Here is a 19671-nt window from a genome sequence, read left to right on the forward strand (position 1 = left end):
ACATCGTTGGTGGCCACTGCTCCCACGATTACATCATGTTCGTGGCGGTGCTGCGCTATTATCTCAAGACCGATCTTGCCGATATTGATCTCAGCCGCTTCGCTCGAGTGGGACGGGATGCAACCCCGGCCATGGTGGAAGGCTGGATCAAGGAGGCGCGCAGTTTTGCGCGATCCCTCAATCGGCCTCTCGAACCTGGCGATATCCTGGCCCAGATGGTGCCTCGGGATGATCGCAGTCCTCAGGATATTCGCGCCGTCGCCATCCATGAAATGGGTCATGCCGTCCTCGCCCATAGGCTCGGCCAGATGGTGGATAGTGTTTCCATCATTCCCGATGCCGAGACCGGCGGTCGTACCTGGACCCGATTGGCCAGTACGGTGCCGACATGGCAGGGCTTGCTTGACATCGTCGCGGTCCCTCTCGGGGGAAGGGCGGCCGATATCGCGCTTGGACTTGGTCCCAATGCCGGAGCCGAGGGGGATCTGGCCAGTGCCACGGACATGATCCTCTCCGCCCATGAGCGTCAGGGGCTTCGCGACCACCTGGTCTTTGCGCCCGTTCTCGGCATTCGGCCCGCCGGCACTTTTGCTGCCGTCAATGCCGAACTGCGCCGTCAGCTCAAGCGGGCCATCGCCGTGGTCGAGGCCGATCGCGATAGTCTTCTCGAACTGGCCGAGAGGCTGATCGAAGAGAAGGTGCTGTCCGGTGACGATGTCACCAGGGCGCTTGACGAAAGGCCGGTTCAACCGGACCCCAAGCGGGTGCGCAGCCGCAAGATGCAAACCTTGCCGGTCAGCAACAGAGGGGATGGGGCGACGTAACTACTTCGCGCACCAGCACCGCCGCTTGGGTGTCCCGGTTATAGGTATAGGCCCATTTTGTGTTGGCTTGACTTCGCTCGGTAGGTGTTCTCGAATGATGAGCTAGCCGCTCAGCGTAAAAGACGGACGCACTGGCTCGACGGCTAAGCAGAGCCATCGTTCGGCTTGCCACTGCGCGCGAATTCCGAAGTTACCCAGTCAAGGAAGACCCTCACCCGCGGTGAAAGCTGGCGATTTCGCGGATAGAGCAGGGAAACGGGGGTGGGCGATGGCGGGTTGTCGGGCAATAACTCCACAAATTCGCCTGTGTGAAGGGCTGCTTCCGCATGGTAGCGTGGCACCTGGATAATCCCCAGGCCGAGCTTTGCCGCTGCCACATAGCTTTCGGCGGCATTGACCGAGATCGTGGCGGGCAAGGTAACCTCCTGCTTCTTGCCATCGACGGCAAATAGGAGGGGCAGCAGCCCGCCGGTAGCCGTCGAGTGGAAGCCGACCATACGGTGACCATCCCAGAGCGCTGCGATCGTTTCGGGTTCGCCGAAGCGGTCGAGATAGGAAGGCGATGCTAGCGTCACCTCGGCAAGCATGGCGACCTTGCGGGCGACCATGTCGCTGTCCTGCGGGATGCCGACCCGTAGCACGCAATCGATGCCCTCGCGCACAAGATCGGCCAGCCGGTCGCCTTCGCTCATATATAGTTCGATTTCCGGATAGTCCGTTAGGAACCTTGGTAGGCTCGGCAGCACGAAATGCCGAGCCAAGGTACCGTGGACATCCACCCGCAACAGTCCCTTCGGCTTGACGCCGGCAAAAGCCCCCTCAGCATCCTCGATATCAGCTAGAATGTCGAGGCACCGGTGGTAGTAGGCTTCACCATCGAGCGTCGGCCTGACTACCCGCGTGGTCCGCTCCAATAGCCGTATCCCGAGCCGTTCTTCCAATTGCCGGATTGCTTCCGTGACCGTCGAGCGCGGAAGGCCTAGGTCGTTGGCCGCCTGCGTAAAGCTGCGCCGTTCGGCGACGCGGACGAAGACGCGCATGGCGTCGAAACGGTCCATTATTCGTATCCGTTGGATAGTGATGCCGGATCATGACTGATTATCCACGTCGGCGAAAGGTCCATCGTCTCTTCATTCAACGCGCTGCCGCGCAAACCCAGGATGACGATCATGATCACAGGTACCAAAACCGTTATCATTACAGGAGGCACGAGAGGCGTCGGCCGGGCCGTCGCCGAGCATCTGGCCAGTCTCGGATACAATCTTGCACTGAGCTACGTCTCGGACGACGCCTCCGCTGAGGCAACCCGCGCCGCGATTGCTGCATCGGGGGCCGAGAGCCTTATCGTGAAGGGCGACACCCGCAACCGCGCCAATGTCGAGCAGTTGTTTGCCGCCGCCAAGGAACGGTTCGGCGACATCTACGGTGTGTTCGCCAATGCAGGCGTGGAGAATGTCGAGGCGCCCTTTACCGAAATGACGGAAGAAGAACTCGACCGGGTGGTCGACATCAATTTCAAGGGCACGTTCTTCACGCTTCAACAGGCGGCCCGGTCCGTCGTCGACGGCGGCCGCGTCATCGCGACGTCCTCGACGATCGCAAGCTACCCTCCGGCCGGCTCTGGCGCCTATGCTGCGACCAAGGCGGCGGTGAGATTAATGGTTCAGGTCCTGGCGCTCGAACTGGGCCCGCGCGGCATTGCCGTCAATTCGCTCGATCCGGGGGCGGTGGAAGGCGCCGGCATCTTCACGCATATGAGTGACGAATTGCGGCAGGCCTTCTACAAACAGACACCCATGGGCCGACTGCCACGCGCTTCGGACATGGCCGGCACGGTGGCCTTCCTGTTGTCGGACGGCGCTGCCATGGTCAGCGGTCACAATCTTGCCGTCACCGGCGGGTTCCGAATCTGACTCTATATGGTTCATCGATCCATTAGGCGATGCTGGGGCGGCTGTCCCGGCATCGCCAATGTCGTTTGGTGACATGGAGGCGTGCTGCAACTTGTCGGCGCCGCTCACGACCGAGTTTTGTACCGTGTCCGACGACTTGCCCGTACTCCCAACCGCGCGTCGATGAGGTCGCCGGACATCTCGGCGTAGCGCCAAGGCCCAATTCTGCCGACTGGACTCAAGGCAGCTAGCCGTGACCCGGTCTCGATCGGAACACTTACCAAACCTGCTTGGCTTCGGACGCCAACAACCGCCTCGCGTGCCGGCGATACCCGTGGCCGCGATGATAGTACGGCGATCGGCTCCGTTGCATGCCTCGACAACCGGCTTCTTACGTTGGCGGCTTAGCAGCCGCTGCACACCGGATTTTCCTAGATCACTGCGCGAGAAGTTTGCATCGCACCTACATGGTCGGGGGCCCTTTTTAGCGGAAGTGGCGAGATGCAACTGGCTACGGCATGGCCAGCATCGGTCGCATATGGGCAGAGCCATCCCGACCGAGACAGGCACCGCTTCCAGCGGCCAACTATTGTTCGTGATTTTTGGATAGTGATGCTGGATCGCGACTGATTATCCGGATCAAGGAAAAGTCCATCTTCTCTTCATCAAGAACGCGCTGCGGCGCACACCCAAGGAGAAGACTATGTCTGAGACCAATAAAGTCGCCATCGTTACCGGCGCCTCGCGCGGCATCGGCGCCGCCATTGCCCGCCGGCTTGCCGGCGAAGGTCATACTGTTATCGTCAATTATGCCGGCAATGCCGCCGCCGCCGAAGAACTGGTCGGCGAGATCGCCAAGTCTGGCGGTACGGCCATTGCTCACCAGGCCGATGTCAGCGATGCCGCGGCCGTCACCCGCATGTTCGACAGTGCCGAGGCCGCCTATGGCGGGGTCGATGTGCTGGTCAACTCCGCCGGCATCTTGAAGCTGGCCCGGATCGCCGACGGCGACGACGCGCTGGTCGATAGCCTCATCGACATCAACCTCAAGGGCAGCATCTACACGATGCGCGAAGCGGCCAAGCGCCTGCGGGACGGCGGCCGCATCGTCAACTTCTCGACCAGCGTGGTGGGTCTCAAACTCGAGACCTACGGCATCTATGCCGGCACCAAGTCCGCCATAGAGACTATCACCGGCATTCTCTCCAAGGAGATGCGCGGCCGCAATATCACCGTCAACGCCGTGGCGCCCGGGCCGACGGCCACCGCTCTGTTCCTCGACGGCAAGTCGCCGGAACTGATCGATCGCATGTCCAAGATGAACCCGCTCGAACGCCTCGGCACACCCGAGGATATCGCCGCGGCGGTCTCCTTCCTCGTGGGCCCCGACGGTTCCTGGATCAACGGTCAGGTCCTGCGCGCCAATGGCGGCATGGTCTGACGCCGCCTCTGCCCGGCGCATTCCGCGCCGGGTGCCGCCTAGCACAATGAAAGGAACGTTCGTCATGTCCAAGACCATTCTCGTTACCGGCTCGTCCAGCGGCTTCGGCCGGCTGACCGCTGAAGCCCTGGCCCGTGCGGGCCACACCGTTTACGCCTCCATGCGCGATGTCGCCGGGCGCAATGCCGGCAATGCCGGCGAACTGACCGCTCTGTCGGTTCGCGAAGGCATCGACCTTCGCCCCCTTGAACTGGATGTCCAGTCCGAACCTTCGGTGAATGCCGCAGTCGAAAAGATCATCGCCGCCAGCGGCCAGATCGACGTCGTCGTGCACAATGCCGGTCATATGATGTTCGGCCCGGCCGAGGCCTTCACGCCCGAGCAGTATGCCCAGCAGTATGACGTCAACGTGCTGGGCACCCAGCGGGTCAACCGCGCCGTGCTGCCGCATATGCGCGCCCGCCGTGAGGGCCTCTTGGTCTGGGTATCGAGTTCGAGCTCGGCTGGTGGCACCCCGCCCTACCTGTCACCCTATTTCGCCGCCAAGGCCGCGATGGATTCCTTGGCCGTACAATATGCAAGGGAACTCAGCCGCTGGGGTATCGAAACCTCGATCATCGTGCCTGGCGCCTTCACCAAAGGCACCAACCACTTCGCCCATTCCGGCAGCCCCGCCGATACGGCGCGTTTGGCCGAATACGAAGCTGGTCCCTACAAGGGCTTTGGCGCCGAAATCCAGAAGGCTTTTGCCGCCATCGTGCCTGACGATGCAGATCCCGCGCCTGTCGCCGACCGCATTGTCGACGTGGTCAACGCCCCATTCGGCACCCGCCCGTTCCGCGTCCACTACGACCCTAGCCAGGATGGCGCCGATATCGGCTTTGGCGTACTCGACCGGCTGCGGGCCGAAATGCTGCATCGCGTCGGGTTCGCCGACCTGCTCAAGCCAACGGTCCGTTTGTGACCATAGCGAAGCATGCGGTGGAGTGGGCCCTTCGGGCCGGGCAGGATTGGTTTTCGTAATTGACCGTGCAGTCGGGCTTTCACAGGATGAAGGTCATGGCCAAGCACCGAACCCATAGTGTCGAATTCAAACGCCAGGTTTCCCAAGAGTATCTTGCTGGGGAGACGTTGCATGGTCTGTCCAAGCGGCACGATATCTCACGCCAGCTGATCCGGGTCTGGGTTGAGAAGTACCAGGCAGGTGAGCTCGATGAGGATGCAGCCGCCGCCGATCTACTTCAAGCCTACGAGGCGCGGATTGCTGCGCTCGAACGCTTGGTCGGGAAGCAGGCGCTGGAGCTGGAGTTTCTAAAGGGGGCTCTTCGGCCAGCACCGCTGCGGAAAAACGGGAGTATATCCGCCATCACAGGCCCAGGGGCGTCAATGTCACCGAGGGATGCCGAATGATGGGACTTGCGCGCTCCACCTTTACGAAATCCCCAAGCATTCGGCCGACGACACAGCCACCGTCGAGGCGATGGCCGCTATCTGTGATGAGTTCGAACATTACGGGTGGCGTCGTGTCCGAGCCGCCCTTCGTCAGCAAGGCCTGGTCGTCAACCACAAGAAGATCCGCCGGCTGATGCGCGAACACGATCTCCAGCCAAAGATTCGCCGCCGCTTCACTGCGACGACAGACAGCAATCACGATCAGCCGATCTTTCCAAATCTCGCCGCCGAGTTCATCCCGGATGGGCCAAACCAGCTCTGGGTTGCAGACATCACCTATGTCGCCGTCATCGGCGGCTTCGTCTATGTTGCCATCGTTCTCGATGCCTGGTCACGCCGCGTGGTGGGCTATGCCATCAGCCGATCCATAGACGCTCGGCTGACTCTGTCAGCGCTCCAAAGTGCCTTCGAAGGGCGCAAACCGCCGCCTGGTTGCCTTCACCACTCGGATCGCGGATCGCAATACGCGGCTGGCACCTATCGGCAATTCCTGGTCGCCAACGGCCTTGTTGGTTCGATGGGACGAAGAGGAAACCCTTATGACAACGCCAAAGCGGAAAGCTTCATGAAGACCCTTAAGGTCGAGGGGGTATACCCGATGGAGTTCGAGACGTTTGCTGATGTCGTCGAACACCTTCCCCGATTCATCGACCAGATCTACAACGGCCGAAGGCTCCACTCAGCCCTCGGCTATCTCAGCCCCGTGCATTTCGAGGATCAACACGTCCGCCTCATGGTCAGAGATGCAACCTGATTGTGTCCGGTTGGAAGGGCCCACTCCATAACGGGGTCAATTTTGCACGCCGAAACACAGCCTTCTGGCCGCTATTGTTCGCGCTTGGCAGCCGCGAGCACTGATATCTTCGTCAGCGAATTTCATTGACTTGTTGATACTATGGTACTATGGTATGGCGGCCTGCCAAGAGTGGCGCGGTTTCTCTGGGAGGGAGAAATGAACAAAATTTGGCTTGCTGCCGGTGCTATCCTTTGCGGCTCTGCCCTGGTGGCCCCCGTAATGGCGCAAGACTATCCAGCCAGGCCGGTGCAGGTCGTTGCCACCGGCACCGCTGGTACGCCCACCGACATAGTCGCCAGGGCTCTGGCGGAAGCGCTGTCGGCGTCTCTGGGTCAACGCTTCGTGGTCGAAAACCATCCCAGCGCCAATGGCGCGGTCGCGGGTGGCATCGTGGCGGAAGCCACTCCCGATGGGTATTCGCTGCTGATGGCCTCATCCAGCGTGCTCTCGGTCATGCCTCATCTCAACGAAGCGCTGACCTGGGACCCCTTCGCGGATCTCGATCCGATCATCTCGATCGGAACCGCTCCGCTCGCCATCGGCGTGCCACCCAATTCGCCCTATAATACGCTCGAAGAACTGGTGGCCGGCGCCAAGGCCAATCCCGGCGACATCACGGCGGGAGCATTCTCCCTGGCCCTGGCGCACCTGGCTGTGCTGATGCTGGATCAGGCAGCCGATATCGACACTACATTCGTCGGCTATGCCAATTCCGCCGACCTCCTGACGGCTGGAATGTCGGGAGAAATCGGCTTCATGATCAATGGCGCCGGCCCGCTCATACCGCTGTTTGCGGCCGGTTCGCTCAAGCCGATCGCGGTCACCAGCAGCAAGCGCTTCGAGGGCCTGCCCGATGTTCCCACCGTTGCCGAGACCTATCCCGGCTATGATGCGGGCAGCTGGTTCGGCCTGTTCGGGCCGCACGACCTTGACCCCGCGGTGCGCGACAAACTGGTCGCCACCATCAGCGAGATCGTCCAGGCGCCAGCGTTCCGCGAGCAGCTGTTGGGCCTGGGCGCCTCGGCGCGGATCCTGACAGGCGATGATTTCAAGGCGGTGATCCGCTCGGATTACGATCGTTTCGGCAGCTTGATCGCGCAGATCCAGCAGTAAGGACCGCCGGCGGCGCCGCGCGAAGCCAGGAGATCGGGCCGATGCCCGATTTCCGCGCTGTTTGGCCAATGATGGCGCGGAGACGCGCAGCGCCTTCTGCTTGCCGGATGTCGCGGTCGACGGCGCGTGAATCCTTGGCAGCTTTAACCGCAGATAAGATCTGACTTCACGGGTAGAGGGGGACTGAGCATGGAAAGTCTGGATAACGTTGAGCATCGCCGGCTGAGCGGAAAAACAGTTCTGATAACCGGGGCCGCTTCAGGGATCGGCCGAGGCTGCGCAATCGCGGTCGCGGAAGCGGGCGCACATGTCGTCTGCTGCGATGTCGACGTCGCCATGGCAGAACAGGTGGCCGCCGAGATCAGGAATGCCGGAGGCTCCGCCACGGTACTCTATATTGACGTAACCTCCGAGGCGTCGATTGCGGACGCGGTAGCGGCAACCGAACAGGCAGGACAAGCCATCGACGGCCTGGTCAACTCCGCCGGAACAACCGGGGAGGGGAGCGCCACGACCTCATCCCTGGCCGACTGGACCCGGGTAATCGGCATCAACCTTACGGGCACCTGGCAGGTTTGTCGGGCCGTCCTGCCGGGCATGATCCGGCGCAAGGCCGGCTCCATCGTCAATATCGGCAGTGTGGCGGGGTTGACGGGGACGCCCAACAATATCGCCTATTCGGCGTCCAAGGGCGGCGTGGTCTCGATCACGCGGCAGATGGCAATCGACTATGCCCTGGATGGCATCCGCATCAATTCCATCTGTCCGGGCGCCATATCCACGCCACTGCTGATCAAGAAGTATCAGGAAGCCGGCTTTTTCGACAATGGCGGTTCGGGTCTGGACAAGGTGGCTCAGCGCTACCCGGTTCGCCGGCTCGGCGATGTCAGCGAAGTCGGGAATTTGGCGGTCTTCCTGCTGACCGACGAGGCGCGCTTCCTGACGGGCGCCAACGTCCCCCTCGATGGTGGCCTGAGCGCTGCCGGCTGGCTGCCCGGCGCCTAGCTCCCACAGTGGCAGACCCCTCCTCCCCGGAGGGGGCAAGATCACACGTCCCGCCGCCCGAACCTGTGCGGCACTCAACCGGCGCAGCCGGCATAAGGAAACCTAATATGCAACAGTCTTCACTTTTCGATAAAGGTCTTGAGATCCGCAAGGCGGTCATGGGCGCCGACTATGTCGAGCGCGCCCTTTCGGCGGCGGATGAAATGACCTTTCCCTTGCAAAATCTGGTCACCGAGCTGGCCTGGGGCACGATATGGACCCGTCCGGGCCTTGAACGGAATATGCGAAGCCTGATCAATATCGGCACCTTGATCGCGCTCAATCGTCCGCATGAATTGCAGCAGCACGTCCGCGGTGCGCTGCGCAACGGCTGCACGAGGGAACAGGTGGTCGAAGTGGTGCTGCAGACTGCTGTCTATTGCGGTTGCCCGGCCGCCCTCGATGCCATGCGTATCGTTCGCGCCGCCTTTGCCGATGCCGATGCGGACCTTGCCGCCGCCTGACCGACGGCGAGCAAGTTCAGATCGCCGACAAATCCAGACGGTGGCGCCATCGCGCCACCGTTTCGTATTGGTGGGTACGGACATCGAGACAAGCGAAACGGCCGCCAAGGCCCTCCCGAATCTCGCGGACTTTTGCCCCGGCATGGAATGGCTTTTCCAGCTAGGTTGGACATTTTCTGCCCCTCATTCGCCGATATTGCTCGGGGCTCATGAAATTGCCTCGTGTCATAGCTGTTCGGGCGCAGTTGTCTGGATAATCCCGTTAGCTGCCAGTGATTTGTGTCACCTGACCTGTGGTCTTTCTGGCTGCGGGGCGCACTTCTATTTCGCGTTCCACCATGGATATAGGGCCAGCCGACAGAAAGAAAATCTACGGACCAAGCCCTCATCTTGCCACCTCGTAATACGATACGATTGACGTATCGTATTTTCTGAGGTTGACTGTATAGTGGTGGAGGGAGGATCACTATGGACGGAACATCGCGATGGACGATGGCATGCGTTGGGGATGTATTGATCGATCGCCCCGATCACGCGGTCGCATTTGATCATGTCGCGCCTTTGATTGCGGCTGCCGATCTGAGCTTCGCCAATTGCGAGGCCGCCCTCTCGTCGTCGCAACTATCGCCGGCCTCGCTGCCCATCTCATCCAAGCCTGAACATGCTCAGACGCTGGCAAAAACCGGCTTCCACGTGATGTCGCTGGCCAACAATCATGCCGCCAATGCCGGCGGTCAGGGCATAGCCGACACCAGAGCTGCGCTGGGCCGGTTCAATATCGGCACGGTTGGCGCCGGTGGTAATCTTGCCGAAGCGCAGGCTCCGCTCGTCATCGAGCGTGGCGGCCAGAAAGTGGCATTCCTGGCCTATTCCAGCATCTTCCTGCCCGGTGATGTCGCACGCACGGACCGGCCCGGCATTTCGGTGCTGCGCTCGCACAGCTACTACTACTTCAACGAAGTCTGGTCCAAAACCGGCGTCGTCATTCCTGGCGAAGATCCGCGCGTGGGCACGGTGCCATACCCCGAAGACGTCCAGATGCTGCAGTTGGCAATCGCGGATGCAAGGAAGCTGGCCGACATCGTCATCGTCAGCCACCATTCGGGGATATCGACCAAAAAGGGCTACCTGGCCGATTACGAGCGCCTTTATGCCCACGCCGCCATTGATGCCGGCGCGGACATCGTGCTGGGGCACCACCACCACTTTCTGCGCGGCGTTGAACTCTATAACGGCCGGCCCATTGTATACGGCCTGGGCATATTCATGCTCGATTTGCCCCGCGTGTTTGCCAAAACCGCACCGGAGGAGCTGGAGCGCATGCGCCGCGAAGGCTGCGACACCTACGCCATGTATCCCCGCGCCGGATACCCGCTGTTGCCGCCGTTCCACCCCGACTGCCGGTACACGATGATCGCGGTCTTCGACTTCGACGGGCGCATGCTCAATCGCGTCGGTCTTGTGCCCTGTTACCTGAACGAGCGGGGCGAGCCCGAGCCGCATCCGCTCGACAGCCCGATCGGGCAAGCGGTGCACAAATATCTCGTCGAAATAACCGAGGCGGGGGCGCTCAACGCTCGATACGAGGCGGGCGGACCCAAACTGAACGGATTTGAGAGTTTTGCGGTTTTGCCCGCGTAAGGGCAGCACCGACAGGCAGTCACGGATAGGGCCGGTCCGAGACAACAAAAAAGCAGGCCTGAGGAGAACATCATGGAGGAGAAGATAATGGGAGTGAATAGCGCTCTGCGTCCCGTGCTTATTGCAACGGCACTGATGCTCGGCTTGGTGCCTGCTTTTGCCGTGGACCCTGTCAAGCTGGACATGTCTATCTATCTGGGCATCAACGCGCCACAAGCGGTCACGCTCGCCGCATTCGTCAAGGAAGTCGAGGAACAGACTAATGGCGGCGTTCAGATAACGATCCGCCCAGTTGGCGAATTGCCCTACAGCCCGCAGGAATATCACCGCGTGGTGGGCGATGGGTCGATTGCCATGGCCGATACGTCCTGGCTGACGGCCGATCTGCGTGCCGCCGGCCTGATGACCCTGCCCTTGCTGGTGCAGAACTTCGACGAGCTGCGGGTGGCCATGGACGTGGTCAAGCCGGAACTGACCGCCGAGCTTGACCGGTTCGGCGCCGAGGTGCTGTTCTGGTACGCCATTCCCCCCGTCAAGTTCTGGGGCACTGGTACTCCGCCGACCGGCCTTGAGAGCTTTGCTGGCAAGCGCGTCCGTTCGCTCACCAATGAAGGCTCGGAACTGCTCAGCGCAATCGGCGCCACGCCCGTCGTGCTGTCGACGCCCGAAGTCATCACCGCCCTGCAGTATGGCACCGTCAATGCCGTCATGACCGCCGGTGTGGGCGTGTTCAATGGCGGCTGGGACAAGAGCTTTGAGTGGGGCTATACGCTGTCCGTCGCGCCGACCCCTTCCTATGTCATCATCAACAAGGCCGTGATGGCCGGCCTGTCGCCCGAGAACCAGGCCGCCCTGCGTGAGGTGGCGGAAAAGTATCACGAACTGATGCTGACCACGATTGCCGGCCAGGAAGGCGAGTCGCTCGACCGGCTCAAGGCTGCCGGCCTGACCCTGGTCCCACCGACCGACGCCGATGTCGAAAGGCTGCGCGGGCTGGCCCAGCCGATCTGGGAGCAGTGGGCCGAGTCCATTGGCGAAGACGCCCCCACCATGCTCGCTTCTGTCCGCGAGGCTCTGGGGCGCTAACAGATGCGGCGGTTCGCCAGGCGAACCGCCGCTCCAAGAGGAGTTCGCGGAATGGCTTTCTTTCGCCTTCTGGATCGATTACTGGCACGCGTAGCCAGTGTCGGTTTATTTCTATCCTCTGCGGCACTCGTCCTGGGTGCGGCCTTGATCCTGACAGAGATAGTTGCCAGGAATATATTCAAGTTCAGTATGCCTTTTACTGTTGAATATACCGGATACCTGCTGATCGGCATCATCTTCTTTGCCCTGATGCAGACCCAGCGTTCCAATGGCATGATCTATATGGAGCTGGTCTATGACCGTTTCGGCGGGCGCCTTCGGGCCTGGGTCGACGTTCTACGGTTCGCCACCTCCACCTGCTACGGCGTGATCGTGACCTGGTACGTGTTCGAATACGCCGAGAACACCTGCGCACTGGGCCAGATCTCGTCCTATCCGTCCCGCACGCTGCTCTGCTATCCGCAATCCATCATGGTGCTTGGCCTCGTCCTGCTGACGCTGGAATGGGTTCGGGGCGGCATTCGCGCCCTTGCCATAGCCCTGTCCCCCAGACCGGTCAGCGATGATCCGCAACACACGACGACGGTGCTTTGAATGGATTACCAGATTATCCTCCTCATCTTTGCCGGGCTGTTCACCGCTTTATTGGTCGGCGGCCTATGGGTGCCCGTGACCCTGGGCATCACTGGCATCGCCATCCTTGTGATTGCCGGCTACGGCGCACAGCTTCCCTCGATTGGCGCCATCTACTGGAACAATTCGGGCAGCTTCGTGCTGATCGCCATTCCGCTGTTCATGCTGATGGGCGAGATTATTCTCGAGAGCGGCATGAGCAAGCGGTTCTACCGCGCCATTACGCCATGGGTACGCCACTTGCCGGGCGGGCTCTACAACACCAATATCGTCGCATCGGCCCTGTTTTCGGCGGTGTGCGGCTCCAGCGTGGCCACGGCTGCCGCCATCGGCACCGTCGCCATTCCCGAATTGCGCAGTCGTGGCTATGCCGACCGGCTGACCTACGGATCGATCGCCGCGGGCGGCACCCTGGGCATTCTCATTCCGCCCAGTGCGACGCTGATTATCTATGGCAGCATGGTCAATGAGAACATTGCCGAACTGTTCATGGCAGCACTGCTGCCCGGAATTGGTCTGGCGCTGTTGTTCATGGCCTATATCATTATCGCCAGCCTGTTGAAGCCGGGCATGGCGCCGCGCGAAACAATCGATCGCCTGGGCGTGAGTTATGCCAGGGAACTGCTGCGCACGCTGCCGGATATGGGACCCCTGGTGCTGCTGATCATCGGCGTGATGGGCGGCATATATTCGGGCATTGTTACCCCCACAGAGGCCGCGGCCCTGGGAGCGGTGGCGGCCATAATCATCGGCTACTTCACCGGCGACCTGCGGACCAAGGGCATTTTCAGCGCCCTCCGACGCAGCGTCATTTCGACCGGCATGATCATGTTCATCATCCTTGGTGCGCAAATCCTGTCCTTCGCCATGGCGCGCACCGGCGTATCCAGAGCGCTGGTCGATGGACTGCTGAGCCTTGGCCTGCCATCGGGACTGGTGCTGTTGGCCCTCATTCTGATGTACATCGTGCTCGGCTTCTTCGTGGAGGCCATATCGATGATGGTGCTGACCCTGCCGCTGGTCTATCCGGTGATTCAGGCGCTTGGTTTCGACGGCGTCTGGTTCGGCGTGGTGCTGGTGATCATCATCGAGGTCGGTTTGATCCATCCCCCTGTGGGGCTCAACTTATTCGTTGTGCAAAATTATGCGGGCAAGCCGGGGCAATACAAAGAGATTGTAATGGGCGCATTGCCCTTTGTCTTTGTGATGTTCGGGATGGTTTATCTACTGTATCTGTGGCCCCAGATCGCTCTTTGGTTACCAGGCCAGCTCTAGGCTATTGCAATTAGGCCCCGCAAGCGCATGCGGGGCCTGTCTTGTATAACGGACATGCTGTAGTGTAATACTATGGTAGGTTGACGTGTGTGGCGCAGGCTTTCATGGTGCGGTTGCCCGTTCGGCCAGAGTTACAGGAGAATCAGCGTGCAGCCCCCCCTCACCGACAAGAATGACATGCGAATTAGCTCGGTGGCGGCACCGGTTCGTCTGCAAGTCGCGGCTTCCTTCCGTTCGGCCATCTTGTCTGGACGCTTCTCCCCTGGCGAGCGGCTGGTTGAAAAGGATTTGTGCGATCTTACCGGCGCTTCCCGGACTACTGTCCGGGAAGCCCTGCGCCAACTCGAAACGGAGGGACTTGTAGAGCTTCTGCCCAACAAGGGGCCGATCGTGGCGGCGATCAGCGCCGAACAAGCCAGAAGCATTTACGAGGTTCGCGAGGCTCTTGAAGCGCTCGCGGGTTCCCTGTTCGTGCAGCGCGCCTCCCAGGATCAGCGAGACGCCCTGGAAGAGACGGTCAAGCAGATGGCAGTTGCCTACAAGGGCGGCAGCATCGAGGAAATTCTGGCCGCCAAGGATCGTTTCTACGCCGTTTTGCTTGAGGGATCGGGAAACGAAATTATCGCTTCGACCCTCAAGATGATGCATGCGCGGGTAAACCTGCTTCGCAGGGTTTCGCTGGGCCAAAACTCACGTTTGCCGGCCAGCCTTAGGGAGCTTCAGGCCGTCATCAAGGCGGTCAAGGCAAACGACGCCAAGCTGGTTGCCAAGCTTTGCCGCGAGCACGTGCACAACGCCTCCCTTTCCGCATTCGGCAAGCTGGGCGATTCGGTTCCTGCCTGATCACCAATCGATCAACGGCGGCCGGGCCGCTTAAGGGTCTGCACGACGCAAGGCCGTGCAGGCGAGGTCCATAGTCCAGACCGGCTTTGACGTCTGTCCGGCGACTAGCCGGTCGCCTGATCCTGGTGGTTTGTGCCCATGCCCGTCGACCGCCACGCATCCAGATCGGCGGCAAAGGCCTTGAGCATGGCGTCGGTGCGGCCAATGGCATCGGGGCCAAGCACCAGATGCAGGGGTGGCTTGGGTGCCTCGACCATCTGGATGACGGCCTGCACCGCCTTGCGCGGATCGCCGGGCTGGCTGCCCGCTATTTTTGCCAGATAGTTGAGGGTGGCGCCGGCGCTGGCGGAATAGTCGTCGGCCATGTCGGGGCTGGTGCGCAACGACTGATCGGTCAGGAAATCAGTGCGGAAAGCGCCGGGTTCGACGCAGGTCACCTTGATGCCCAGCGGCGCCACTTCCTGAACCAGGCTCTGTGACAGCCCCTCTAGCGCATATTTGGCGGCAGCATAGAAGCCCGAACCGGCTCCCGCCGCGATGCCGGCGATGGAGGTGATATTGACGATGTGACCACCACGCTGCCGGCGCAGATGCGGCAGCGCCGCCTGGATGACGCGACGTGGGCCATGAAAGTTGACGTCCATCACCTGATCGATTTCGGCTTCGGTGGCATTTTCGATCGAGCCCATGAGCCCGTATCCGGCATTGTTGAGGATGACGTCGACAGGGCCGGTGGCAAAGGCCGCATCGATGACCTCACGCACGGCGTCGCCGTCGGTGACGTCCAGGGCCAGCACGACCAGGCTACCCTCGGGCGCGGCGATATCGGAGTGTCCGTCGCGCGTGGTGCCGATGACACGGTCGCCCCGAGCGAGCAACTGGCTGGCAAATTCGCGGCCGAGCCCGCGCGAAATGCCGGTGATGAACCAGGTTTTGGCAGAATCAGACATGGCCATTTCCTTTAGCGATCCAGCATATCGAGGTCGTGCTGGTTGTAGCGTTGCCCTGCTACGCCGGTTTGACTGGCCACATCGTTCAGTCGGGCAATCTCGGCGGCGGTGAGGACGAGCTGGGCGGCGGCCAGGTTCTCTTCAAGATAGGTCCGCCGCTTGGTGCCCGGGATCGGCACGATGTCGTCGCCAAGCTGGAGCAGCCAGGCAAGCGAGACCTGGGCGGCCGTGGCGCCGCGCTCCGCGGCCAAGGCCCGAACGGTGTCGGCGACCGCCATATTGGCGTCGAAATTGCTCCCCTGGAAGCGCGGATCGCCCCAGGAGCGGAAGTCGTCGGCAGGATAGTTTTCGGCGCGCCTGGCCTGGCCGGAGAGGAAACCGCGGCCCAGAGGGCTGAACGGGACCAGGCCAATGCCCAGCTCACGAATGGTTGGCAGGACGGCGTCGTCCAGGTTGCGCTCCCAGAGCGAATATTCGCTCTGCAGCGCCGAGACCGGCTGTACGACATGGGCGCGTCTTATGGTCTCGGCGCCCGCTTCGGAGAGACCGAAATACAGCACCTTGCCTTCGGCGATCAGGTCACGAACGGCGCCGGCGACATCCTCGATCGGCACGTTCGGATCGACCCGGTGCTGGTAAAGCAGATCGATGCGGTCGGTCTGCAACCACCGCAGGGAGGCCTCCACCACTTCGCGGATATGGCTCGGCCGGCTGTCGACGCCCGAGCGGCTCTTGCCGTCCAGAACGAAGCCGAACTTGGTGGCAATCACCACCTTGTCGCGTCGTCCTTTGAAGCAACGGCCGAGCAGTTCCTCATTGGTGAAGGGGCCATAGGCCTCGGCGGTGTCGAACAGGGTCACGCCCAGCTCGATGGCGCGATCGATGGTTGCCGCCGATTCCACGTCGTCTGGCGCACCATAGGCATGGCTCATACCCATGCAGCCCAGGCCGAGTTTGGAAACCTCAAGGCCCTGACGGCCCAGTTTGCGTTTGCCGAGCATGTGTATCCTCCTTGGATTAGCGGAGCGGAACGTTGGTTCCGCCAAAGGTGAGTTGGCGGACCATTGGTCCAGTGATGAAACTGTGGGGGAAGACTGGCGCTACGGCGCTCACGGCATCGAGCCGAGCGGTCTGCTCGTCGCTTAGTGTAACCCCTAGCGCCCCCAGATTGTCGTCCAGCTGCGCCAGTGTGCGGGCGCCCACGATTGGGATCGGCGCCTGCGGGCGGCTGAGCAGCCAGGCGATGGCGACCTGGGAGGGGGAGGCGTTTAGCTCCCGAGCCACCGCGCTTACCGCGTCCGCTATGCCCAGTGCGCGTTCGGTCATGCCGCCCATGGCGACAATGACGTCACGGCGCGAGCCCGTAACCTCGGCGCCGGTCTTGGCGCCTGTGAGATCGGCCCGGCTGTATTTGCCGGCCAGCAGTCCACCCGCCAGCGGTGACCAGGGAACGATGCCTAGGCCGAGGGCGTCGGCCATGGGGACCAGTTCCTGCTCGACAGTGCGCGCCGCCAGGCTGTATTCGACCTGAAGCGCGACAAAAGGCGACCAGCCGCGCAGGTCCGCCAAAGTCTGCATCTGGGCGATCCGCCAGGCCGGGGTGTTCGAGATGCCGACATAGGTGACCTTGCCGCTGCGCACGACATCGTCGAGCGCCCGCATGACTTCCTCTACGCCGGTCGTAAAATCCCAGCTGTGCAGATAGAGTAGGTCGATCCAGTCCGTATCGAGCTGGCGCAGCGACGTCTCGACCGAACGGATGATGTTGAGCCGATGATTGCCGCCCGCATTCGGGTTATTCGGCTCGCGCGCCATGGTGAACTTGGTGGCGACCACGACCTGTTCGCGCTTGGGCTTGATAAAGCGGCCCAGCAGCGTCTCGGAGCTACCATCGGTATAGTTGACCGAGGTATCGATGAAATTGCCGCCTCGGTCGACATAGGCGTCGAACATGGTCCGGGCCTCTTGCTCGGCCGCGCCCCAGCCCCAATCGGCCCCGAATGTCATGGTGCCCAGGGCCAGGGGGGATACGCGCAGGCCAGAGCGGCCGAGAAGGCGATAGTCAGTCAGTGTTGTCATGGGAGAAACTCTCCTGGAAACCCGCCATGCGGGACGTCGGAAAAGGGGAAGGAGAGGTCTGAAAAGCGAGTCGAAATCACAACTTGCGCCGCAGGATCATTCCGCCGTGATGAAGCGTGTTCTCATCGACAAAGTCGCCATCCGCGGTGAAGCCGGTGTCGTCCCAATAGTCGATATGGGTGCCGCGAACTTCATAGCGGCCCTGATAGGCACTCTCGCGCCGGCCGCGGGCTTCGTCATAGCGCCCATTGGGCAACAGCTCGTGGCGCACCTGGCCGTCATCGGTGACCCACATTCCGGAATAGGGATGTTGCGGCATGGTATTCTCGCTCTCCGTCGGAGCAACGATGGGGGCGGCGGATGCAGGGGAACTGGGTGAATCCGCAGCGCAGCACACAGCCGCCAAAACTGGCAAAATGCCTGCCGCCAGCCATCCGGTCCGTCCAGATATCATCGCCTGCCTATCGTGCTTTGGTTGTCGTTCGCTTCTGACGGAGAAATAGCGGCAAATACCGTCGCAGAGAACTTGCTAATGAAAAATGCCTTGGTTAAAAAAATTGGACAATGTCCGGTGAAATCGAAGGTATCGTGGTTTTCCTTGCCATCGCCGAGGCGAGGAATTTTCGGCTGGCCGGTGAGCGTCTAGGCGTGACGCGCTCGGCCGTGAGCCAGGCTTTGCAACGTCTTGAGGACAGGGTCGGAACCAGCCTGGTGCTGCGAACCACCAGAAGCGTGCGGCTGACCGAGGCCGGCCAGCTGCTTTATGAACGGGCGAATGCGTCCATCCATCAACTTCAGGAGGCCATAGAGGCGGTCCGCGATCATCAGGCCCGTCCGGGTGGGCTGCTCAGGATCGCCGTCTCCTCGATCGCCGAAAGCTTCCTGTCGGGCGCCTTCCTTTCCGGTTTCATCCAGGCCTATCCCGAAGTGAACCTGGATATTCTGGTGACGGACGAAGAATTCGATATCGTCGAAGCCGGCTTCGACGCCGGCGTCCGCCTCGGCGAAATTATCGAGCAGGACATGATCGCGGTACCGGTTTCGGCGCGACAAAGGCAATGCGCGGCGGCGGCACCCGCCTATCTTCAACGCCACGGCAGGCCGGGCCATCCGTTTGACCTCAAGAACCATGTCTGCATCGGTTGGCGACCCCGGCCCGACACCGCGCCTTACCGATGGGAGTTTGCCGAGGATGGCCGGCAGTTCGACATGTCGGTCGATCCCGCCGTCACCACCAATGACATGCGCGTCATGCTCCGGCTGGCCTGCGTGGGCGCCGGGATAACCTTCGGCGTCACCGAGACGTTCCGGTCCTATTTCGATCGCGGCGAACTGGTGCCGTTGCTCGAGGACTTCTGCCCGCCATTTCAGGGCTTCTACCTCTACTATCCCCAAAACCACCGCCAACCGCTCAAGCTCAAGGTGTTGGTGGACTATATCCGCAGGTATCGTCCGTCCTGAGCGACACGCGATGAAGTTGCGGCCGCGCCGAGCGCGGGCGCGAGACGTTGCGGAGCATCCGGCGGACCAGGCCCGCCGGAGCATCATCATGGCTCAGAACGTGCGGTCGCCGCCATCGACATAGACCACGCTGCCGGTCATCATCAGGGCCAGGTCGCTGACCATGAAAAGCGCCACGCGGGCCACGTCGTCGCCGTCCAGCACGCGGCCCAGGGGCAGGCGGCTGCCGTAGATTTCGTGCGGATCACCCTTATTGCCCATTGCCACCGTGAGCGCCGGCTTCTGGGCCATGGTGCCCTCGGTCTTGGTCAGCGTGGGGGCCAGGGCAAGTACGCGGATATTGTTGCCGCCGAACTCGTAGGCCAGCGCGCGCGTCAGGGACTCCACCCCGCCCTTGGCGGCGATATAGGAGGCCAGGCCAGGGGCCGAGACCTTGTGGACGACCGTGGACACGGTGTTGATGATGACGCCGGAGCGCCCGCCCGCAGCCATCTGGCGGGCCGCCTCGCGCGCACCGAAGAAGGTGCCGTTCAGATTGATGTCGGTTATTCTGCGCCATTCCGCATCCGAGACCTCAAGGGTGGGCGTGACCGGATAGATGCCAGCCAGGTTGATCCAGATGTCGAGACGACCGAACTTGGCCACCGCTTCGGCCGCAATGGCGGCGACGGCGGCGC

Annotated in this window: 21 protein-coding genes; 15 read left to right on the top strand and 6 right to left on the bottom strand. The window is 61.7% G+C overall.

The genetic code is table 11. The features are described from left to right. Nucleotides 1-824 (top strand): M41 family metallopeptidase (locus JP75_RS19570; RefSeq protein WP_035086205.1); only part of this gene is annotated, 824 nt, incomplete at its 5' end. A 143-nt stretch (nt 825-967) separates the two neighbouring features. Here JP75_RS19570 and JP75_RS19575 read toward each other — a convergent pair. Then, entirely contained in the window at nt 968-1882 is a 915-nt protein-coding gene (locus tag JP75_RS19575; protein ID WP_035086207.1) for a LysR family transcriptional regulator, read from the bottom strand. 111 nt (nt 1883-1993) lie between these two features. On the opposite strand from JP75_RS19575, the gene JP75_RS19580 reads away from it, so the two are divergent. From JP75_RS19580 to JP75_RS19640, 13 genes are all read left to right on the top strand, one after another. After that, a complete protein-coding gene (locus tag JP75_RS19580; protein ID WP_035086225.1) occupies nt 1994-2737 on the top strand; it encodes an SDR family NAD(P)-dependent oxidoreductase in 744 nt (247 codons plus the stop codon). Nucleotides 2738-3419: 682 nt separating this feature from the next. Continuing rightward, complete coding sequence (locus JP75_RS19585; protein WP_035086209.1) at nt 3420-4157, top strand: SDR family oxidoreductase; 738 nt, start codon at nt 3420-3422, stop codon at nt 4155-4157. Between the two features lie 64 nt (nt 4158-4221). Beyond that, nucleotides 4222-5121 carry an SDR family oxidoreductase gene (locus JP75_RS19590; protein ID WP_035086211.1) on the top strand — a complete coding sequence of 300 codons (900 nt, stop codon included), beginning with the start codon at nt 4222-4224 and terminating at the stop codon, nt 5119-5121. Nucleotides 5122-5216: 95 nt separating this feature from the next. Next, nucleotides 5217-5567, top strand: a complete 351-nt coding sequence (locus JP75_RS19595; RefSeq protein ID WP_035086212.1) for a transposase — start codon at nt 5217-5219, stop codon at nt 5565-5567. Then, nucleotides 5557-6363, top strand: coding sequence for an IS3 family transposase (locus JP75_RS19600; RefSeq protein ID WP_152565917.1), 807 nt, complete (start codon nt 5557-5559; stop codon nt 6361-6363). Before JP75_RS19595 ends, JP75_RS19600 begins: the two co-directional genes overlap by 11 nt. A 198-nt stretch (nt 6364-6561) precedes the next feature. After that, the gene (locus tag JP75_RS19605) at nt 6562-7518 is read left to right on the top strand and encodes a Bug family tripartite tricarboxylate transporter substrate binding protein (protein WP_035086213.1); all 957 of its coding nucleotides are present in this window, start codon (nt 6562-6564) and stop codon (nt 7516-7518) included. Nucleotides 7519-7707: 189 nt separating this feature from the next. Beyond that, nucleotides 7708-8523: an SDR family NAD(P)-dependent oxidoreductase gene (locus tag JP75_RS19610; RefSeq protein ID WP_035086214.1), complete on the top strand. Its 816-nt coding sequence runs from the start codon at nt 7708-7710 to the stop codon at nt 8521-8523. Between the two features lie 107 nt (nt 8524-8630). Beyond that, nucleotides 8631-9026 (top strand): carboxymuconolactone decarboxylase family protein, encoded by a 396-nt coding sequence (locus JP75_RS19615; RefSeq protein ID WP_035086215.1) that lies wholly within the window; start codon nt 8631-8633, stop codon nt 9024-9026. A gap of 492 nt (nt 9027-9518) precedes the next feature. Then, nucleotides 9519-10667: a CapA family protein gene (locus JP75_RS19620; protein WP_280114005.1), complete on the top strand. Its 1149-nt coding sequence runs from the start codon at nt 9519-9521 to the stop codon at nt 10665-10667. A 72-nt stretch (nt 10668-10739) separates the two neighbouring features. Then, on the top strand, nt 10740-11753 hold the full coding sequence (locus JP75_RS19625; RefSeq protein WP_084587803.1) for a TRAP transporter substrate-binding protein: 1014 nt from the start codon (nt 10740-10742) through the stop codon (nt 11751-11753). Between the two features lie 51 nt (nt 11754-11804). Further along, complete coding sequence (locus JP75_RS19630) at nt 11805-12347, top strand: TRAP transporter small permease subunit (protein ID WP_280114004.1); 543 nt, start codon at nt 11805-11807, stop codon at nt 12345-12347. Then, complete coding sequence (locus JP75_RS19635; protein WP_051960955.1) at nt 12348-13661, top strand: TRAP transporter large permease; 1314 nt, start codon at nt 12348-12350, stop codon at nt 13659-13661. It begins immediately after the preceding gene. A gap of 147 nt (nt 13662-13808) precedes the next feature. Continuing rightward, a complete protein-coding gene (locus JP75_RS19640; protein WP_084587805.1) occupies nt 13809-14504 on the top strand; it encodes a GntR family transcriptional regulator in 696 nt (231 codons plus the stop codon). Between the two features lie 104 nt (nt 14505-14608). Here the strand turns inward: JP75_RS19640 and JP75_RS19645 are convergent, their stop codons facing one another. The 4 genes from JP75_RS19645 to JP75_RS25980 form a co-directional block, all read right to left on the bottom strand. Then, nucleotides 14609-15454 (bottom strand): SDR family NAD(P)-dependent oxidoreductase, encoded by an 846-nt coding sequence (locus tag JP75_RS19645; RefSeq protein WP_035086219.1) that lies wholly within the window; start codon nt 15452-15454, stop codon nt 14609-14611. 11 nt (nt 15455-15465) lie between these two features. Continuing rightward, complete coding sequence (locus JP75_RS19650; RefSeq protein WP_035086220.1) at nt 15466-16455, bottom strand: aldo/keto reductase; 990 nt, start codon at nt 16453-16455, stop codon at nt 15466-15468. Nucleotides 16456-16471: 16 nt separating this feature from the next. After that, nucleotides 16472-17533, bottom strand: coding sequence for an aldo/keto reductase (locus JP75_RS19655; protein ID WP_035086221.1), 1062 nt, complete (start codon nt 17531-17533; stop codon nt 16472-16474). Nucleotides 17534-17609: 76 nt separating this feature from the next. Further along, nucleotides 17610-17987 carry an Atu4866 domain-containing protein gene (locus tag JP75_RS25980; RefSeq protein WP_084587806.1) on the bottom strand — a complete coding sequence of 126 codons (378 nt, stop codon included), beginning with the start codon at nt 17985-17987 and terminating at the stop codon, nt 17610-17612. Between the two features lie 110 nt (nt 17988-18097). Here JP75_RS25980 and JP75_RS19665 point away from each other — a divergent pair, with 110 nt between their 5' ends. Then, the gene (locus JP75_RS19665) at nt 18098-18994 is read left to right on the top strand and encodes a LysR substrate-binding domain-containing protein (protein WP_035086223.1); all 897 of its coding nucleotides are present in this window, start codon (nt 18098-18100) and stop codon (nt 18992-18994) included. Nucleotides 18995-19087: 93 nt separating this feature from the next. On the opposite strand, the gene JP75_RS19670 is transcribed toward JP75_RS19665, so the two are convergent. Continuing rightward, nucleotides 19088-19671 (bottom strand): SDR family NAD(P)-dependent oxidoreductase (locus JP75_RS19670; RefSeq protein WP_035086224.1); only part of this gene is annotated, 584 nt, incomplete at its 5' end.

Origin of the sequence: Devosia riboflavina (assembly GCF_000743575.1) — a bacterium.
Taxonomy (GTDB): Bacteria; Pseudomonadota; Alphaproteobacteria; order Rhizobiales; family Devosiaceae; genus Devosia; species Devosia riboflavina.